The 17,948-nt window shown below is 67.4% G+C and carries 22 protein-coding genes; 15 read left to right on the plus strand and 7 right to left on the minus strand.

Annotated features, from left to right (window positions below):
* Positions 1 to 111: 111 nt before the first annotated feature.
* From ACGWYL_RS15900 to ACGWYL_RS15910, 3 genes are read right to left on the minus strand one after another with little or no spacing between them, the layout of a single operon-like run.
* Complete coding sequence (locus tag ACGWYL_RS15900; RefSeq protein ID WP_395487677.1) at positions 112 to 984, minus strand: type II secretion system F family protein; 873 nt, start codon at positions 982 to 984, stop codon at positions 112 to 114.
* A complete protein-coding gene (locus ACGWYL_RS15905; RefSeq protein ID WP_269302729.1) occupies positions 981 to 1,835 on the minus strand; it encodes a type II secretion system F family protein in 855 nt (284 codons plus the stop codon). The genes ACGWYL_RS15900 and ACGWYL_RS15905 overlap by 4 nt, the downstream gene beginning before the upstream one ends.
* A complete protein-coding gene (locus tag ACGWYL_RS15910; protein ID WP_395487678.1) occupies positions 1,823 to 3,001 on the minus strand; it encodes a CpaF family protein in 1,179 nt (392 codons plus the stop codon). Before ACGWYL_RS15910 ends, ACGWYL_RS15905 begins: the two co-directional genes overlap by 13 nt.
* A gap of 222 nt (positions 3,002 to 3,223) precedes the next feature.
* On the opposite strand from ACGWYL_RS15910, the gene ACGWYL_RS15915 reads away from it, so the two are divergent.
* Positions 3,224 to 4,558, plus strand: a complete 1,335-nt coding sequence (locus tag ACGWYL_RS15915) for a CHAP domain-containing protein (protein ID WP_395487679.1) — start codon at positions 3,224 to 3,226, stop codon at positions 4,556 to 4,558.
* 225 nt (positions 4,559 to 4,783) lie between these two features.
* Complete coding sequence (gene glnA / locus ACGWYL_RS15920) at positions 4,784 to 6,205, plus strand: type I glutamate--ammonia ligase (RefSeq protein ID WP_179424031.1); 1,422 nt, start codon at positions 4,784 to 4,786, stop codon at positions 6,203 to 6,205.
* A 27-nt stretch (positions 6,206 to 6,232) separates the two neighbouring features.
* Here glnA and ACGWYL_RS15925 read toward each other — a convergent pair whose 3' ends face one another.
* Both ACGWYL_RS15925 and ACGWYL_RS15930 read right to left on the minus strand, forming a co-directional pair.
* Positions 6,233 to 7,345 (minus strand): tyrosine-type recombinase/integrase, encoded by a 1,113-nt coding sequence (locus tag ACGWYL_RS15925; RefSeq protein WP_395487680.1) that lies wholly within the window; start codon positions 7,343 to 7,345, stop codon positions 6,233 to 6,235.
* Complete coding sequence (locus ACGWYL_RS15930) at positions 7,335 to 7,832, minus strand: hypothetical protein (RefSeq protein ID WP_395487681.1); 498 nt, start codon at positions 7,830 to 7,832, stop codon at positions 7,335 to 7,337. The genes ACGWYL_RS15925 and ACGWYL_RS15930 overlap by 11 nt, the downstream gene beginning before the upstream one ends.
* Before the next feature lie 97 nt (positions 7,833 to 7,929).
* On the opposite strand from ACGWYL_RS15930, the gene ACGWYL_RS15935 reads away from it, so the two are divergent.
* The 13 genes from ACGWYL_RS15935 to ACGWYL_RS15995 all read left to right on the plus strand — a co-directional run bounded on the left by ACGWYL_RS15935 (position 7,930) and on the right by ACGWYL_RS15995 (position 17,403).
* Positions 7,930 to 8,106 carry a helix-turn-helix transcriptional regulator gene (locus ACGWYL_RS15935; RefSeq protein WP_395487682.1) on the plus strand — a complete coding sequence of 59 codons (177 nt, stop codon included), beginning with the start codon at positions 7,930 to 7,932 and terminating at the stop codon, positions 8,104 to 8,106.
* Positions 8,076 to 8,396 (plus strand): hypothetical protein, encoded by a 321-nt coding sequence (locus ACGWYL_RS15940; RefSeq protein ID WP_395487683.1) that lies wholly within the window; start codon positions 8,076 to 8,078, stop codon positions 8,394 to 8,396. Before ACGWYL_RS15935 ends, ACGWYL_RS15940 begins: the two co-directional genes overlap by 31 nt.
* Positions 8,397 to 8,776: 380 nt before the next feature.
* Positions 8,777 to 9,838 carry an AAA family ATPase gene (locus ACGWYL_RS15945; RefSeq protein WP_395487684.1) on the plus strand — a complete coding sequence of 354 codons (1,062 nt, stop codon included), beginning with the start codon at positions 8,777 to 8,779 and terminating at the stop codon, positions 9,836 to 9,838.
* Between the two features lie 235 nt (positions 9,839 to 10,073).
* A complete protein-coding gene (locus tag ACGWYL_RS15950; protein ID WP_395487716.1) occupies positions 10,074 to 10,256 on the plus strand; it encodes a WhiB family transcriptional regulator in 183 nt (60 codons plus the stop codon).
* Positions 10,253 to 10,534 carry a hypothetical protein gene (locus ACGWYL_RS15955; RefSeq protein ID WP_395487685.1) on the plus strand — a complete coding sequence of 94 codons (282 nt, stop codon included), beginning with the start codon at positions 10,253 to 10,255 and terminating at the stop codon, positions 10,532 to 10,534. Before ACGWYL_RS15950 ends, ACGWYL_RS15955 begins: the two co-directional genes overlap by 4 nt.
* Positions 10,531 to 11,481, plus strand: a complete 951-nt coding sequence (locus ACGWYL_RS15960; protein ID WP_395487686.1) for a hypothetical protein — start codon at positions 10,531 to 10,533, stop codon at positions 11,479 to 11,481. Before ACGWYL_RS15955 ends, ACGWYL_RS15960 begins: the two co-directional genes overlap by 4 nt.
* Positions 11,478 to 11,765 (plus strand): hypothetical protein, encoded by a 288-nt coding sequence (locus ACGWYL_RS15965; RefSeq protein ID WP_395487687.1) that lies wholly within the window; start codon positions 11,478 to 11,480, stop codon positions 11,763 to 11,765. The genes ACGWYL_RS15960 and ACGWYL_RS15965 overlap by 4 nt, the downstream gene beginning before the upstream one ends.
* Positions 11,766 to 11,890: 125 nt before the next feature.
* The gene (locus ACGWYL_RS15970; protein WP_395487688.1) at positions 11,891 to 15,259 is read left to right on the plus strand and encodes a phage tail tape measure protein; all 3,369 of its coding nucleotides are present in this window, start codon (positions 11,891 to 11,893) and stop codon (positions 15,257 to 15,259) included.
* A gap of 87 nt (positions 15,260 to 15,346) precedes the next feature.
* Complete coding sequence (locus ACGWYL_RS15975; RefSeq protein WP_395487689.1) at positions 15,347 to 15,547, plus strand: hypothetical protein; 201 nt, start codon at positions 15,347 to 15,349, stop codon at positions 15,545 to 15,547.
* A 309-nt stretch (positions 15,548 to 15,856) separates the two neighbouring features.
* Positions 15,857 to 16,018, plus strand: coding sequence for a hypothetical protein (locus ACGWYL_RS15980; RefSeq protein WP_395487690.1), 162 nt, complete (start codon positions 15,857 to 15,859; stop codon positions 16,016 to 16,018).
* Positions 16,015 to 16,674 carry a Fic/DOC family protein gene (locus ACGWYL_RS15985; protein WP_395487691.1) on the plus strand — a complete coding sequence of 220 codons (660 nt, stop codon included), beginning with the start codon at positions 16,015 to 16,017 and terminating at the stop codon, positions 16,672 to 16,674. The genes ACGWYL_RS15980 and ACGWYL_RS15985 overlap by 4 nt, the downstream gene beginning before the upstream one ends.
* A 146-nt stretch (positions 16,675 to 16,820) precedes the next feature.
* The gene (locus ACGWYL_RS15990) at positions 16,821 to 16,994 is read left to right on the plus strand and encodes a helix-turn-helix domain-containing protein (RefSeq protein WP_395487692.1); all 174 of its coding nucleotides are present in this window, start codon (positions 16,821 to 16,823) and stop codon (positions 16,992 to 16,994) included.
* 217 nt (positions 16,995 to 17,211) lie between these two features.
* Positions 17,212 to 17,403 carry a hypothetical protein gene (locus ACGWYL_RS15995; protein ID WP_395487693.1) on the plus strand — a complete coding sequence of 64 codons (192 nt, stop codon included), beginning with the start codon at positions 17,212 to 17,214 and terminating at the stop codon, positions 17,401 to 17,403.
* A 52-nt stretch (positions 17,404 to 17,455) separates the two neighbouring features.
* Here ACGWYL_RS15995 and ACGWYL_RS16000 read toward each other — a convergent pair whose 3' ends face one another.
* Both ACGWYL_RS16000 and ACGWYL_RS16005 read right to left on the minus strand, forming a co-directional pair.
* The gene (locus tag ACGWYL_RS16000; protein ID WP_395487694.1) at positions 17,456 to 17,665 is read right to left on the minus strand and encodes a hypothetical protein; all 210 of its coding nucleotides are present in this window, start codon (positions 17,663 to 17,665) and stop codon (positions 17,456 to 17,458) included.
* Complete coding sequence (locus ACGWYL_RS16005; protein ID WP_395487695.1) at positions 17,665 to 17,907, minus strand: hypothetical protein; 243 nt, start codon at positions 17,905 to 17,907, stop codon at positions 17,665 to 17,667. Before ACGWYL_RS16005 ends, ACGWYL_RS16000 begins: the two co-directional genes overlap by 1 nt.
* Positions 17,908 to 17,948: the final 41 nt, after the last annotated feature.

The raw sequence follows: 17,948 nt of genomic DNA on the forward strand, positions 1-17,948 counted from the left end.
CGCGCTGCCTATCGTTGGCAACGCCTTCTCCTGTGTCATCGCGAGAGATGCGGGTGTAGATCACAGCTCGCTTGGCACGCTTCGACATGTTTCTCATTCTACGTACATTGCTCAGATGGTGTAGGCGATCGTGACCGGGAGGATCAGGAAGACGACCGGCACCATCATCGCGATCTCGCGACGTCCGCCCGACTCGATGAGCTCGCGGCGAGCGGTCTCGCGGACGTCGGCCGCTTGGGCGTGGAGCACGTCGATCAGCGGTGTCCCCCGGTCGATCGCGACCGCGAGCGCCTCCGCGAAGCGCGCCACGCTCAGGACTCCCGTGCGCGCTGCAAGCACGTCGAGGGCATCGACGACCGTGGCGCCGGCACGAACGTCGGCCAGCACGCGGCCGAGCTCCAGTGACAGGGCGCCGTGGCTGACGCGGCTCACGCGCTCGATCGCGGCGACGGGGCTCTCCCCTGCGGCGACCGACAGCGCGAGCAGGTCGGCGATGGTCGGGAACTCGGCACGCATCCGGGTCTCGTGCCGGCGGACCTGCGAGGAGAGCGCCTGGTCGCAGGCGAGGCAGCCGCCGACGAGTCCGGCTCCGCACCACAGCAGCAGCGCCACGACCGGCGGGTGCGCCGCCGACCACGCCAGCAGCGAGACGGCGACGGCGATCGCGAGCCCGATCGCGCCCCACGTGGCCTGGCGGACCCGGAAGTCCTCGACGTCGTCATCGCTCGCGCAGCGACGCAGCCGGCGAGTGATGGCGGCGTTGCTGCCCAGCGACTCGCCGATGGAACGAGTCAGCCGCCGCCACGTCGGGCCCACGAGCTGCTCGATCAGACGACCCGTCGGGACCTCTGCCGCAGCCGGGTGGACATCCCTGACGTACGGCACGACGCGATCCGCGAGGGAGGGACGGCGAGCACGCCGCCACCCGTCGACGACGAGCAGGAGGCCGGTCGTGAGCATTGCCGCCACGACGGCGCCGGTCACGCGAGGATCCTCTGCTCGGTGGGCAGCCGGCCGAGGCGCAGCATGAGCCGGTAGGCGACGAGGCACGTGCCGGCCCCGGCCACGAGCAGTGCGACCCCCGACGGCGTGGCGAACCTCGCGATGACGTCGCGCTGGAGGCTCATGGTCAGCAGCACCAGCCACGGCGCGGCGACGGCCAGCCGGGCGGCGCCGATGGTCCAGGACTGCCGCGACTCGATCTCGCCGCGGGTGCGCAGGTCGTCGCGCAGGAAGCCCGAGAGCGACCGCAGCAGCCGTCCGAGATCTCCCCCGCCAACCTCGCGCGCGATCCGGAGTGCCTCCACGACGCGGTCGCCGACGGGATCTGCGAGCCGTGCCTTCAGCCGGTCGAGGCTCTCGGCGAACCGCCCTGACGAGCCGTAGTCGCGGCCGAACTGGGTGAACGGGTCCCGCAAGGGCTCGGGACCGCGCTGCCCCAGCTGGATGAGCGCCTCGGGGAGAGACAGGCCCGCGCGCACGGCCGAGGCGAGATGGTCGACGGCATCGGGCCAGGCCTCCGCATGCTCGCGCTGCCGTCGGGCGGCTCGCGAGCGGACCACGGCGAACGGCGTCCACGCGGCCGCGGCGCCGGCGAGCAGGGCCATGACCGGAACCGACGTGACCGCACCAGCCGCCGTCCCGGCGACCGCTGCCGCGGCGACGGCGGCGACGACGACCGTGCGCGGGGCGACATCGGGCATCCCGGCGCGGAGCAGCAGCGACTCGAGCGGGTGCCGCCGCACGGCGCGCTGGGGCCGGCTCGGCCTCGGGTTCCAGCTCTCGGCCATGAGCAGCAGGCCGATCCCGAAGGTCAGCCCGATCAGCGTTCCCACAGCGCTCCCGGGTCGATCCCAGCGGCCTCGAAGGCCTCGTGGCGCTGCGGCGTGCCGGCGCCCCTCTCGAGCACCCCGGCTCGGCGGACGAAGATCGGCTCGGCCTCGATGATCCCGTTCTCGGAGCGCCCGGTGGTGGCGACGATCTCGCGCACCGCGCGGCGGCCCGACGTGTCGATCCCGGTGTGCACGACGATGTCGACCGCGGTGGCGACGGTGGGAACGACGAAGCCGGCGGAGACGTTCTCGCCGGCGAGCAGGGGCAGCGTGCAGAGCTTCACCAGCGCCTGCTTCGCCGAGTTCGCGTGGATGGACGCCATGCCCGGCAACCCGGAGTTGAGGGCGAGAAGCAGGTCCAGCGCCTCCTCGGCGCGGACCTCGCCGACGATGATCCGGTTCGGCCGCATCCTCAGTGCCTCCTTGACCAGCATCCGCAGGGTGATCTCGCCGGTTCCCTCGAGGCCCGCCTGGCGGGTCTGCATCGCGACCCAGTCGGGGTGCGACGTCTTGAGCTCGAAGACCTCCTCGACGGACACCAGTCGCTGGGTGCCGGGGATGGCTGCTGCGAGGCAGTTCAGGAGGGTCGTCTTGCCCGCCTGGGTGCCTCCGCTGACGACGATGTTGAGCCCGGCCTGGACGCACGACGTGAGGAACGCCGCCGCGCGGTCGTCGATGGTGCCGAGCGCGACGAGGTCGTCGAGCCCGCCGGCCTTCGCGACGAACTTCCGGATGTTGACGGCCGTGAAGCCGCGCGTGATGCCGTCGAGCACGACGTGCAGGCGGTGCCCGCCCGGCAGCATGGCGTCGACGAACGGCTGGCTGAGGTCGAGACGTCGTCCACTGGAGGACAGCATCCGCTCGACGAGCTCGCGCACCTGCGCCGCCGTGAGCATCACCGAGGTCAGCTCGTGACGCCCGGCGCGGGCCACGAAGACGCGCTCGGGCTCGTTGATCCAGAGCTCCTCGACCTCGGGATCGTCGAGGAAGCGCTGCAGCGGCCCGAAGCCGACCAGGTCGGCCACGAGCTGGCCGACGACGTGGTCGGGCTCCTCGAGCGCCCGGACGGCTCCCGTGAGACTGCGCTGCTCGTGCTCGGCGACCGCCTCCGCGGCCGCGCGACGCACGGCGTCGATGTCCGTGCGTGGGTCGATGCGCCGTTCGCGCACCAAGGCCCTCACACGGTCCCCCAAGACATCCATGCTTCCCCCCGAAAGCCGTCCAGACTGCGCCGCATCCTGCCGGGCTCGCCGTGACCGGCGCAAGGGGTCGTCCCACCGCTGTGGACAGACGCTCTTCTGAGCGGGATCGAGGGGACGGCAGATGCGGATGGGCCAGAAGTGTTGCACCCTTTTCGCATGGTGCGCGTTGCTCGTCGGGGAAGCACGGCCATGGCCCTCGCCCTCGTCCTCTCACTGATCGCCCTGCCCAGTCATGCCGAGTCGGTGGAGCCCGAACCCGAGGTCGCGCCGTCGGCCGAGGTGACGTCGGAGCCCGCCGAGCCGGAGGACGTGGCCGAGCCGGAGACCGGGTCGCCTGAGGCGTCCGAGCCAGCCGCAGAGCCCGCCGCAGCGGCATCCGCCGCGCCCGCCCGCCGAGTCACCGCGTCCCGCGCCCCCGCCGCCACCGCTGCCTCCGCGCCCTCGGTGAACGCCCCCGCGAAGTCCGGCCGCTGGGTCAGCATCCGCATCAACAGCGGCGCCGACACCCGCGTGCTCACCCGCGAGAACTTCTGGCTCCGCGGCCGCGTCCTCACCACCAGTGGCAAGCCGCACGCGCGCACTAAAGTCCGGATCTACCGCGACACGAAGAACGGCCGCGTGAAGGTCGCCACGGTGCGCACCTCGGCCAAGGGCTGGTACTCGTGGATGCCGAAGGTGCCCAAGAGCGGGAAGTACCGCGCCATCGTCAGCCGCCACCGCTACTCCCCCAAGATCACGGTGAAGCGCACGTACGGGAAGCGCTCGCTCGCCAGCCGCGAGAAGGCGATGTCGTTCCTGCTCGGCTCGCCGAAGGGCGGCGTCAAGCGCGCCAGGAACTACGTCTACCGCGAGTACACGAAGGCCACGCTCCTCCAGTACGGCGGCCGCACGTCGGTCGTGCGCACCCACGCTCTCAAGCAGATGCGCGCTCGCGGGGGCGCAGGCGGATCGCTGGGCGCCCCGACCGGCGACCTGCGCTGCGGCCTGCCCGAGGGCGCCTGCCTGCAGCAGTTCCGCACCGGCGCGGTCTACGTGAACAAGAAGGCCAAGAAGACCGTCACGTCGGCCGTCTCGCCCAAGCTCGGCGCCGCCGACCTCGTCGCCGTCGCCCGCTCACAGGTGGGCTACCGCGAGCCCAAGCCGCGCAAGAGCAAGTACAACCGGTGGATCAAGCGCACGGGCGCCTACGACCCGTGGTGCGGCTTCTTCGTCTCCTGGCTCGCGTACGCGGCCGACAAGCCTGGCTCGGTGATCAAGGCCAAGTCCTTCGGCTCGCTGCTCAAGGCGGAGCGCAAGCGCGGCCGCACCTCGCAGACGCCGCGCGTCGGCCGTCTCGCCTACATCGGCTACTTCAGCAAGGGCACCGCGTCGCACGTCGGCATCGTCGCGAAGCACCAGGGCGACTACGTGTGGACGGTCGAGGGCAACGTGTCCTCCGGCGGCGGGATGGCCCATCCGCGCGGCGTGCACATCGTGAAGCGACACACGTCGAACGTCGTCTTCTACGCCGACCCGAAGTACTGAGCCGCGCCCCCACGACCGATTCCGCCCGGATTTCCAGCCCGCGAGGGTCCGTCGGCGTGCCCTTCGAGCCTCACACCCGGCGCCTCGGCACCGACCTGCAAACGCGTAACCTGCATGTAACAATCCGGTGATGGACGGGAAACTGCCCCGACCTAGCCTCTAGGTGGACGCAGGGAGATGCTGTCCGCACCGATCTACCAGCCGCACCGCGGTCGAGGAGGCCCAATGTTCGGCAATGCCGACGAGTTCTTCAAGTTTGTCCGGGACGAGGGCGTCGAGTACATCGACATCCGATTCACCGACCTCCCGGGCATCCAGCAGCAGGTCACGATGCCGATCTCGGCGTTCGACGAGGGAACCGCCGCCGAGGGCGTCGCGTTCGACGGCTCGTCGATCCGCGGCTTCCAGACCATCGACCAGTCGGACATGAAGCTGCTGCCGGACTACGGCACGGCGTACGTCGACCCCTTCCGCAACCCCAAGACGATCGCGATGGACTTCTTCGTCCACGACCCGATCACCGGCGAGGCCTACTCGCGAGACCCGCGCAACATCGCCCGCAAGGCCGAGGCCTACCTGAAGACCACCGGCATCGGCGACACCGCGTTCTTCGCGCCCGAGGCCGAGTTCTACATCTTCGACCGCGTCTCCTACGGCACCAGCGCCCACAAGAGCTACTACGAGATCCAGTCGGCCGAGTCCGCCTGGTCCACCGGCGACGAGTTGCACGAGAACCGCGGCTACAAGGTGCGCTACAAGGGCGGCTACTTCCCCGTCCAGCCCACCGACCGCTTCGCCGACCTGCGCAACGACATGATGACCCACCTGTCGAACGCAGGCCTGGTCCTCGAGCGCGGCCACCACGAGGTCGGCACCGCCGGCCAGGCCGAGATCAACTACAAGTTCGACACGCTGCTCAAGGCCGCGGACGACACGATGAAGTTCAAGTACCTCGTGCGCAACACCGCGTGGGCGAACGACAAGACCGTGACGTTCATGCCGAAGCCGATCTTCGGCGACAACGGCTCGGGCATGCACGTGCACCAGTCGATCTGGAACAACGGCGAGCCGCTGTTCTACGACGAGTCCGGCTACGGTGGCCTGTCCGACACGGCCCGCTGGTACATCGGCGGCATCCTGAAGCACGCCCCGTCGCTGCTGGCGTTCACCAACCCGTCGGTGAACTCCTACCACCGCCTGGTGCCGGGCTTCGAGGCCCCGATCGCGCTCGTCTACTCGGCCCGCAACCGCTCGGCCTGCGTCCGCATCCCGATCACCGGCGCCAACGCCAAGGCCAAGCGCATCGAGTTCCGCTGCCCCGACCCGTCGAGCAACCCCTATCTGGCGTTCTCCGCGCTGCTGCTCGCCGGCATCGACGGCATCAAGAACAAGATCGAGCCGCCGGCCCCGATCGACAAGAACATCTACGAGCTCCCGCCGGAGGAGTACGCGGAGATCGACATGGTCCCGACCTCGCTCGGTGCCGTGCTCGACGCGCTTGAGGCCGACCACGAGTTCCTGACCGTCGGCGACGTGTTCACGCCCGACCTGATCGAGACGTGGATCGACTACAAGCGCAACGAGGAGATCCTCCCGATCCAGCTGCGCCCGCACCCGCACGAGTTCGAGCTGTACTACGACATCTGACAGTCGAGGACTGGAACGGCAGGGATTTCACGCTGTGACCTCCCTGCCAGTCCGCAAATAGTCCGCAACGTCTGGCACCTGGGCCGCGATCACACCGTCGATCGCGGCCCTTGTGCTGTCGTCAGAGTCCGGCCAGAGGTGGCCGTAGACGTCGAGCGTCGTCTTCGCCGACTTGTGACGCAGTCGCGCCTGGACGACCTTCACGTCGGCGCCCGACGCGATCAGCAGCGAGGCGTAGTAGTGGCGCAGGTCGTGGAACCGGAACTCGAGCGGCAGGCCATGCGACACGGCCACGACCTCGCGCGCGTTGCGGAATGCCCGATCGAGGACGCGGGGCGCGAGCTGGTCGGTCCACTCGTTACGGAAGAGGTGTCCGCCGCGGCTCGCGTGGCTGCCGGCGTGGGTCGACAGGATCGTCGCCAGCGACCTGGGAATCGGGACGGGAGTCTTCGACGCCTCGGTCTTGAGGGGTTCGTCGGGGTACTGCGCCCGCGGCTTCACCACGCCGCGCATGTAGTCGAGGTCAGTGACCGCGAGTCCACACACCTCCGCCGTGCGCAGCCCAGCGAACGCCCCGAGCATGACCGCGGCTCGCAGGTGCTCAGGCATCGCGTCGTGCAGTGCCCACACCTGTTCCGTCGTCGCGACGTAGGGCTTCTGTCCGCCCGCCTTCGGTGACGTCCGGCGTGAGCACGGGTTCTTCGCCACGAGATCGTCATGGATGGCGTCGGTGTAGATCTGCGAGAGCCGGCGGTGCAGCGCGTAGATGTAGGACTGCGAGAGGTTCTGGCCCTGGAGCTTCACGATCCACGCGCGCACGTCAGTCGGCTTCACAGCCGCGAGCCGACGGGCGCCGAACTCAGTCTCGATGTGGGCAAGGTGCGTCCGCGCCTGCCGGACGGTCGACGCTCGGTTCACCGAGTAAGCGGCCAGCCACCGCTCACACCACTCCCCCACGGTGATCCGCGCGTCCTTTGGTGCGACATAGGTGCCGCGGTCAAGGTCGGCCGTGATCTTGTCGAGCCACTGCTGAGCGTCGATCTTCCGGTCGAAGTGGCGAGCATGTTCCTTGCCGGCGTCATCGCGGAACCGTGCCCGCCACTTGCCGCTGTCGCGCTTCGCGATGCTCTTACTCGGCATTGACGTCTCCAAAGTGCCAGAGGTTCTCGCGCAGCACCGTCCTGATCTCACGCCGCTTCTCGTCGAGTAGCTCGCGAAACGCGGTGAGCCTCGACTCAGGCAGATCCTGGCGAGACGACTCCAGGTTGACTTCGAACTGCTCGGCGACGTCTCGCAACTGCTCAACCGCAGTCCCCAGGGCTCGAACCTCGTGCTCCAGCCGTGATCCGATCGAACGCATCGCCCATTCCGCCTCCCATGTCTCTTCCGCGGAGGCCAGGAGTTCCTCGATGGCGATGTGAAACAGGTTTGAGAGGTCGAACGCCTCGCTCAACTTCAGCGGCCGATCGCCCTTCTCCACCGCCCACACCGTTGCTTGGGACCACTTGTGCCCGAGGCCGCGCATCTGATCCGCGAGCTCTTTCTGTGACAACGGATCGCGAGCGCGCTCGACCGCCTTGCCGATCTCGACGTCGATCTGCTTGCGGTCTGCGGGGGCCGGTGCCATGCCGCCGACACTACTAGCGATGGTTGTTGACCGTCAACTAGAAATCATGGTTAACTAGAAGTGTTAGTTGGAGCATGACAAGAGTACGGAGTCACGGATGGACGAGTTGCTCACCACCGAGGAAGTTGCCGAGATCGCACGAACGTCTCCTTCGACGGTGCACTTCTGGCACACGCGGGGAACGGGGCCGCGGTCTGCGAAGATCGGCCGCCGACGCTTGTACCGGAGGGCCGACGTGGAAGCGTGGCTGGAGGCAGCAAGGGCCGCCGGGTGACAGTTCGGCACTCCCCCACGCCGAACCCGCCGGCCAAAGCGGAGAAGTTCTCAGAGCGCGAGTTCTTGCATCCGAAGATCCTTGCCCGCGAGGCCGCGAAGGTTGCGCAGGCGAACGGACTGACTCTGCACCCCGCCGAGATCCGAAGGCTCGTATCGAAGTACACGCAGCACAGAGATCCCGTCAGCGAGCAGATCGAGCTGTTTCGGTCATGGGTGCTCACGTACGCCGACCCCACGGGCGATGCCGCCGTCGACAACGTACTCGCAGAAGGTCGCAAGACCGCATAACAACCGAATACCGAAGAGCAGAAGGCCCCCGAGCGCACCAATCGCTCGGGGGCCTTCTGCATGTTCAAGGAGAGCACCGTGAACAACCACCACTCAACTACCCCCCATTCTACTGACGATCATTCTCGTTTGCGGGCCGAGATCGTGTCCGAGATCAGGGCGCAGCTGCCCGACCCTGGCGCCGTCCGCCGTCGAGCCGATCGGGTCAGGCGGCGCCAGGCCCGGAAGCTGTTCCCGACCCGTCCTGCCCGTCCGTCGACACCTACGGCGTACGGACTGACAGCCGCCGGGATTCTTCGCCACGCTGCCCAACTGAGGGCACAAGGGTGGACCGACGCCGAGATCCGCGCACGGCTCATCGACCCGAGGCAGGTGGCCGCGTGACCGACCTCGACGCGCACTACAGCGCGATGATCCGAAGCGGCGACTGGCTCGACGCCCAGGACTTCCCGCCACTGCGGTGGGCCGTCCCTGGGATCGTCCCCGAGGGCTTCGGTCTGCTGGTCGGTCCGCCGAAGGCCGGCAAGTCATGGGCGGCCCTGTCGATCATCCTGGCCGTCGCGAGCGGCGGGAAGGTCTTCGGCACGGTCGACGTCGGCACGGCGCGCCCAGTTCTGTATCTCGCTCTCGAGGACGGCGACCGACGCCTACAGGACCGTGCTCGTCTCTTGCTGGAGCGTGAGGCCATCCCGAAGCTGATGGAGTTCGCGACCCGTACGACACCAGCCGACGCGGTTGGCCTCATGGCGTGGTGGCTCGAACGGAACCACGACGGCTTGATCGTGCTGGACACGCTCGGCAGGGTCTCCCCGCCGTCAGTGCCTGGCGAGTCGGCTTACGCCCGCGACTACCGCATCGGCTCGACGCTCAAGCGGCTCGTGGACGACCACCCCGGCTCGACCCTAATCGCCGTGCACCACGACCGAAAGGCCGGCGCCGAGGACTTCGTCGACAGCGTCAGCGGCACGCACGGCCTTGCGGGCGCCAGCGACTTCCTGATCGTGCTCGATCGACACCGCCAGGAGCAGGACGGCGTCCTCAAGGTCACAGGTCGCGACGTGCGCGAGGCCGAGTACGCCGTGACGATGAACGGCCGCGGCCAGTGGACGCTTCGGGGCAACTCGCTGCACGAGGCCGCGCAGGCTGCTTCGGCCGTGAAGTCCAAGGCCGGCTTGGGTGATCGGTCCGCGGAGATCATCGAGTTCGTCACGAGCCAGCCGACCGCGGTCTCGGCCGGGGAGGTTCAGGAGGCACTCGATGTGCCTGATGCTCGTCGCTATCTCGCACGCTTGGTCGATGCCGGGCGACTGCATAGACCGGCGCGTGGCCTCTATGCCGGTGTCCCAAGTGTCCCACTGTCCCAAGAGGGGAATGTCATCTATCCCTCAGGTTGGGACAACGGGACAGATGGGACACCCACTGACAGTGGAGACGCTTCGTGACCCGCCTTCGCTCGCTCGTTGATTGCCACGCATGTGGGTGCGGTGCCTACTTCTGCCAGCTCCGCCGGCTCGAGGACGTCGGGCCCTGCTGCACGCGCTGCTCGCACAGGCTCGAGGGCACGTCGTGAGCCGCCCACCGAAGAACGCGATCGAGGAGCCCGGTCGCGCTCACGCACTCGCCGACCTGTACCTCGCTATCGCCGATGCGCTGGACACCGGCTCGAGCGTTCCGTGCATGTCCGAACCGAGCTTGTGGCTGTCCGATGCCCAAGCCGATCAAGAGGCCGCGGGCTGGCGATGCATGGCATGTCCGGCCATTGGTGCGTGCCGTAGGTACGTGCTCGCGTTCCCGGAGCCGTCGGCTGTGTGGGCGGGCATGACGCCCAGCGAACGATCCAAGAGCAGGAGAAAGCCATGAAGTCCGTGAACCTGAAGCGCCTAGCGCGCCAACTCAACGCGTCGTCCGAACTCGATCCCGATGCCCCCGAGGGCCGAAACCGATTCCCAGACACGTGGATCGACCAGCGGCTACCGAACCCCGGATCGGCGGTCGTATTCGGCCTCGGACTGCCCATGTTGGTCGTCGATCAGCACGGCGGCACGCACGTCGTGCGTACGAGCGCCCAGTACCGAGATACACGAGGGGACGCCAGCGCCGTCCTCACCCCCGACCTGAACACCAAGGAGAGCCGATGACCAGCCAGACCGTGACCGAACTGCGCGAAGCCGCATACGCCCTCATCCCCGGCTATGCGGAGTGCGTCCGAGCACTCGCCACTGCGAAAGCGTGGCCGCGCCCCAAGCTTCCCGTGAGCGACCTTGACGCGGACCTCTGGACGGCGGCTGCCGAGGGGCGCCCACTGCCCGGAGGAATTCTGGCCGCGTATGCCGAACGGCTGAGTGCCTTCAACGCCATCGGCGAACTTGAGAATGCGATCGAAAGCGTGCGCTCGCGAGCCGAGTTCGAACTCAAGGAGTTGCTGCGCGAAGAGTCGGCCCCGGCTCTCGCGTACCTCGATGACGAGCTGCGCGCACTCATGTCCGAAGTCGCCAAACTGGACGCCTCCGCGCCAGCAACCGTCGAGCAAGCAGTCCACGCCGGAGGCAAGGCCGCCCAGGAGTGGAGGGCACTCACCGCCGCGGTGGGCAGGTACGACGCCATCCGCGCCCTGCAACGCGAACTGGTCAAGAACGCCGACCCCGACTGGACCAACACCCCGAGCATCACCGCCGAGATGATGACAGGCGTGTGGCGGCTCGGAGTCTCGGGCATGTTCGCCGACGCCATCGACGTCGAGCCGTACTGGATCGAACGACGACGCGACACCGCCCTTCGCATGCAGGACGGACACTCGACCGCCGTGCAGGAGTACGCACAGTGGCTTGCCCTGGCCAAGCCTGCCCCGTTCGGTACCTCGCGGACCGGCTGGTGGCCAGAAGGCGCCGACCGAGTCGACTTCCTGCGATGGGTCGCCACCTCAACCCGCGCGTGGGTGCCCGACCTCGACGCACTCACAGCTGCTCACGAGGCCAACACCGAGGCCACTGCGCGCCTCCTTTGGGGTGACGGCATCCGGGTGGATCTGGACTCCCAGTTGCGCCGCAACGCTGATGCGCGCGCGCATATCGAGGCTCTCTCGTGAGCGCCCAGATCACCGCGGCCGAGGTCGCTCGGCAGATGCAGATGATCGTCGACTGTTCGGTCCTGTCCGCCGCTCTGCGGAACGGCCAGATCGACGAGGCCGGCGTCCTGCTGGGCAAGGCGATCGACAACTATCCCGAGTTCGAGGCCGGACTGCTGTCCGTCGCCAAGGCCACCTTGGACCTCCTTATTGATCGGGACCTACTCACCGAGGACGAGACCGAGCATGCGCGCACGCTCGCACGGTCCGCGAACGCTCGCGTGGCGAGCATGACTTCCGGCTAACGGCCAGAAGTCCGGCGACCAGCTGAAGGGGGAGCTTCGGCTGGTCGCCATTGGTCATCGCTCCGATTGAGCGACGACGTTCATCCATAACAAGACACCGGGCATCAGATCGAAGGAGAACTCTGATGGCCGACAGAAGTGTCGTGATTCGAGTAGGCGCCAATGTCTCAGGCGTCGTGAACGGGATGAGGACGGCGAAGGGCGCCGTCGAGGACTTCGGCAAGTCCGCGACGGGCTACTTCTCCAAGAACCGAGCGGCGCTCGACGACCTCGCGTCAACGATGGGCAAGGTCGGGCTCAGCGCTGGCGCCCTGGGAGCGATCGCGGTGCGCGCGTTCGCGAACTTCGACGAGGCAATGTCAGCCGTCGAAGCGACAGGCAAGGACGCCGCGGCCAACATAGAGCAGCTCGGCGACCTCGCGATCGATATGGGCGCGAAGACGAAGTACTCCGCGACCGAGGCCGCTGGCGCGATCGAGGAGATGCTCAAGGCCGGCGTCTCGGCGAAGGAGGTCATCGGCGGCGGCCTCCAGGGTGCGCTGGACATGGCCGCGGCGGGCAACATCGAAGTGGCCGAGGCAGCCGCGTACGCCTCGCAGGCGATGAATCAGTTCAGCCTGAAGGGTGAGGATGTCCCGCACATCGCGGATCTCCTCGCCGCGGCGGCGGGCAAGGCGAACGGCGAGATCTCCGACTTCGGGCAGGCGCTCAACCAGACAGGTCTGGTGGCCTCGGATGCGGGACTCTCGCTCGAGGAGACGACCGGCGGCCTTGCTGCCTTCGCCCAGGCTGGCCTTCTCGGCTCGGATGCCGGCACGTCGTTCAAGACGATGCTGCAACGGCTCAACCCGCAGTCGAAGGAAGCCTCCGACCTTATGAAGAAGCTCGGGCTCTCGGCGTACGACAGCAAGGGCCGCTTTGTCGGCCTCGCCGAGTACGCCGGCCGCCTCAAGGCGTCCATGAAGGACATGACTGACGAGCAGCGCGCCGCGGCGATGCAGACCCTGTTCGGGTCGGACGCGATCCGGGCCGCGAACGTCCTGTATCGCGAGGGTGAGGTCGGCGTCCGCAATTGGACGAAGGCGGTCGACGACCAGGGTTTCGCCGCCGAGACGGCCACCACGAAGATGGACAACCTCAAGGGCGACTTTGAGGAGCTGACCGGCGCGCTCGAGTCGGCGTTCATCACGACGGCGGCCGGCACCGACGGTCCATTGCGTGACCTGACCCAGATGCTGACCGGGCTCACCGACGCGTACAACGAACTGCCTCAGGGCATGAAGGACGCGACGATGGGCGCCATCGGTCTCACCGCTGCCGTCGGAGGCGGCGCATGGGCGACCTCGAAGGCTCTCGCCAGCTACGAGAAGATGGCCACCACCTTCGACAGCTTGGGCGGCTCGTACGAGAAGACCACCAAGAAGGCGTTGCTGGCTCGTGGTGGCGCGCTTGGTGTTGGGCTTGCGCTGGGATCGCTGTCAGATGACATCGGCGAGTTCGACGAGCGCGCTGGGGTCGCCACCGATGCCCTGTCCGGCATGGCTGTGGGCTTCAGTGTCGGTGGTCCGTGGGGTGCTGCGATCGGTGGCGCGATCGGGCTCGTGAAGGGCTTCGGTGACGCACACGCCGACGCGGCAGCCGAGATCGCGGCGATGGTCGAGCTGTACGACCAGGCCACCGGCAAGATGACCGAGGCCGCCCGCTCGAAGGCGATCAAGGATCTCTCCAAGCCGTTCCAGCAGGGCCTATTCGGAACCGGCTTCGGTGCCGTGGACATGACGCCGCTCGAGGCCGCCAAGACCGCAGGCATCGACCTCCAGACGCTCACCGATGCCGCGATGGGTAGCGGTCGCGCCATGCAGGAGGTGACCGCGCGCCTCGACGAGCTGTGGAGCATCGCCAAGTCCGGCGACCTGAACGCCGAGGCTGACCGGCTCGGCGTCAGCAGCCGCGACCTCGCCGACGCCACGGCCTACCTCGGCGACCACATCGACGAGAACGCCGAGAAGTGGCGCCAGGCCGGCGCTCGCGCCCGCGATGCCGCGGTCGCCACAGCTGGCGAGATCAAGACGACCAAGGAGTTCGCCGCCGCACTCGGGGACGTCCCCCCGGGCGTCGAGACGGAGCTGAAGCTGCTCGGCTACAAACCCACCGAACTCCAGCTCGACGAGATCATCCGACGGTACGAACTCACCCCCGAGGAGGTGCAGACCGTCTTGGCTGCGCTCGACCGGGCCACCCCACTGATCGAGAAGGTCGACGACAGGCGGAACCGGCTCGACGGCTCGACGGCCACCGTGCGGCTCGCTGCCTTCGATGCTGCGTCAGGTGCCATCGCGGCAGCCCGTACCGCGCTCCAGTCGCTGGACGGACGATCGGCGACGGTCAGCATCCGAACCAAGGGCGCGAAGCCGAACATGAACGACCTCTACGGCCGTGCAGACGGGGGCCTGGCGGTGGGCGGCACGTGGAAGCGGTTCGCCGACGGCGGCTTTGACGAGTTCGGCCGTCCCGTGCAGCGCGTCCCGCAGATCCGTTCCGGTTCGCAGGGCACCGTCATGTGGGGCGAGCCCGAGACAGGGTGGGAGGCGTACATCTCCGGCAAGCCGGGCAAGAAGGACCGGAACCGCGCCATCGCGTCGGAGGCTGTCGGTCGCCTCGGGGGCTCGGTTCAGTGGTTCGCCGACGGTGGCTTCACGGAGGCTGCGACCGCTCGCGAGTACACCGCCATGCGGATTCGTGTCCGCGAGCTGAAGCGGTCCCTTCGCGAGACCGAGGTCGTCGGCAAGGGCAAGAGCAAGCGGCGCCGCAAGGTGCTGCGCGGAATCTACGCGACCGAGGCCCGCCAGGAACTCCGCGAGGCTGAGGCTGAACTCGCCGAGCAGCGCAAGATCCGTAGCCGCATGAAGAAGAACGGCTGGTCGGCGGCGAAGTACAACAAGGAGATGCGCGACCGCGAGGACGCGAAGAAGGAACGCGACGACGCTCGCCAGGAGGCCATCGACAAGGCCGCCCGCGACAAGGAGAACCGCCAGTCGGTGGCGTCGTCGTTCGCTGATGGCCTCGGCTCGGATGCGTTCAAGTCGCCGGCCAGTCTGGAGCGGACGCTGTCGAACCTGCTGCGTGACTCGGCCGAGTTCACGGGCCTGCTCGCCGACCTGCGCAAGCGAGGCGCATCGCCGTGGCTGCTCGAGCAGATCATCAAGGCGGGCCCGTCGCGTGCGACCAATCGGACGATGCGGGCGCTGCTGGCTGACTCGGCGAAGTTGGCGCGCCTTAACGCCACTGCCGACTCGATCGTTTCGGTCGGCAACCAGTACGCGGCACTGACGACCGGCAAGGGCTTCACGCCGACGTTCTCGGGCGCCGCGGGCTTCGATCAGGCGGCGCTCCAGAAGGCCCTCGGCTCGATGTCGTTCAACCTGTCTGTCGGCGGCCGTCAGTTCGCGCTCGCGGTCCAGGACGCTCAGGTGCACGCCCAACTGCACGCGTAACGAGGTAGCGGGGCAGGCCGTCAGTCTCGCCCCCGCAACCTCGCGGTCGGTCTATCGTCAAACCAATTTGAGGCAAAGGAGTCAGAGATGATCGACGTGAAGGCCGCGCACGAAGCGCTCCAGTCGTTCGAGGACTACTCGAACAGTTTGAGTGTCATGCTCCAAGAGGGACTCGCCAAACCACCGATTGAGGACATGGTTGGTCGACTGCTCGTTGAGGTCGGAGCGGTCGCCTCCATTGTTCGGCACCTACTTCCGGACCCCGAGTTGACGCCTTACTTGGACTGAGCCCGCCACCCCAGGGGGTAGGGCCGGGCGGGCACTCCATCGGGACCGCAGGGGAGAGACGAAAAAGGTGCGGAGGGTTCAAACATTTTCGGGTTTCCAGAAACCCCGGAACCTGTACACAGGAAAACTCACCTGCCCGGCGGTTCGAACGAAGACTCCCGCCGGGAGGGCCCGTGCGGTGGGGTCTAGCGCCGGCCGTGCGAACTCGATCGGTTCGGCGACCAAGAAAATAGGCTAGTTTCAGGAACTTGCGTTACCGTAGACGCCACGACGGACTTCACCGACCCGTCCGGAGGAGAAAATCCAGCCATGACTGCACATGAACTGCTTATGCTCGAAATCGAGCGGGGACAGCAGGTTGCGGGACACTTCCCGTCACAGGAAGCGTTGCACCGCGCCGAGATGGTGCTGTGCGGCCAAATGACGCCCGACCAAGCGTTCGCTGAGCTCGACGCTAAGTTCGGTCTTTGATCGGGGCCCCCGACCACTACTGCTATCCCGGGACACGGGTCCTCAAGAACAAGGCGAACATCCAGAGCGAGTCCGAACTCGACGAAGCGATGAACGACTATGCGTCAATCGCTTGGGCGATCTTGCGCGCCTCGCCGCCGACGCGCGACTTGGACTTCGAGTACCTCGCTGACGCGCATCACTACATGTTCGGCCGCCTCTTCACTTGGGCCGGGCACTTGCGCAACGTGAACCTGTCGCCAGCGGGCATCGATGGGGACTATTGCCCTCATGGCGAGGTAGAGGAACGGCTTGAAGTCCTCTTCGGTCGCCTTGCCGAAGAGGACTACCTACAAGGTGCCGACGACTGGGACTTCTGCCAGAGGGTTGCGCACTACTGGGGACGCCTCACCGACATTCACCCATTCAGGGACGGGAACACCCGCTCGCAGGGCCTCTGGGTCTCTGCCCTGGCCACCCAGGCTGGCCATGAGTTGAACTGGGCACTCATCGACCCAGTCGTGCTTCGCACGGCCAGGATGTCGGCGCGACAGGGGTACGAGGCGGGCCTTTCTGACTACCTCCGAGAGCGCCTACTGCCGCCAGGGGCGAACATGGCGGCCCCCGACTTCAAGGGGCCCGCGTCCCTGAGTGCGGACAAACCCGGCGACGTCTAGAGGAAGGCGAATGGAGCCCGGCGGCTTGACGTTGCCAAATGACAACCGTTCCCACCTCGGTGTCGAACGCGTCACCGCCCGCGGGTACGGTCACGGCTCATGAACACACGAATCCTGACTGACCTGCCGATCGATCTGGTGGCTCTATGATCGAGCCGCGTGCATGCTCGCTCGACGACGCAGCGTCCGCCCTCGGAGTCAGCCGCAAGCACGTGCAGCGGCTCGTCAACAACGGCGAACTCGACTCCCTGAAGTCCGGCGCGCGCACCCTCGTCGTCGTCGCCTCCATCGACTCGTACGTCGAGCGCCACCGGAGGTGACGAATGGGGCGCATACTCGTTCCATGCGTCGTGCTCTCGTCATTGCTCTCGAGCGCAGTTGTGGGTCGCTGGATCGAATGCCTGGCGTCTGGTGGTCGCGCGAGGACGGCCTGACGTTCGCGCGGCACAGTTGCTACGGGTGCTATCCGCTTCGTCTCTCGAATCTCTCCGTGTCGCTCGACGAGCGCTAGGAAACCGGCGTTTGGACGTCTGCCTGATGCCCGGAACTCATCTGTTCGCACCGGCACTCATGGAGAAGCCGACCGCCGCCCACTACATCGCCGTCTCGCCGCGCAAGTTCGATCAGCTCATCGAACAGAAGCGCGTCACGCCCTACCGCCTCGACGGCAAGCGCGTGTTCAAGCGCGAGGAGCTGGATGCTCTCGTGGCCAACCTGCCCGAGTGGTGACAACGAACCGCCCTGCCCGAGAGTGGGAGTCTGGGCAGGGCGGATCGACAGGTCAGTCGGCGTCCTCGACCCGATTCAGCAGGAGGTCGAAGGCGAGCTGCCTTCGACCCGGGCAGAGAATCCGGCAGACGTAAAGTGTCTTGGATTCCGGGTTGTAGGACGCGCAGGAACCGTCGCGAGTGGCGCACGTGTCGTCGGGCTCGGTCTGCTCGACCGTCACCCCGAGGGCCAGCGCGAACTCCTCGATCAGCGGCGCGCTCATCAGAGCGCCCCTGCCTGCTCGATCGCCCGCACGAGAGCCGTCCTTCGATCGTCGGCGTTCAGATGCACACAGACGTATGCGACGCGGTTGAAGCGGTCGTACGTGGCATGGCTGCCGTCGCAGTCGACGACTGTCCGAACGCTGACGTTGTGACGCTCGCTGAGTTCGAGTATCAGGCGGGCGTCCTCCTGGCTCTCGTTCGCCGAGAGGCTTGCGGCTGTGGTGGTCGTAGGCTTGCTCATGATTCGATCTCCTCTGTAGATCGGGTCCACGCCCCCGGCTG

This window comes from Aeromicrobium sp. JJY06 (assembly GCF_044069275.1).
GTDB lineage: Bacteria > Actinomycetota > Actinomycetes > Propionibacteriales > Nocardioidaceae > Aeromicrobium > Aeromicrobium tamlense.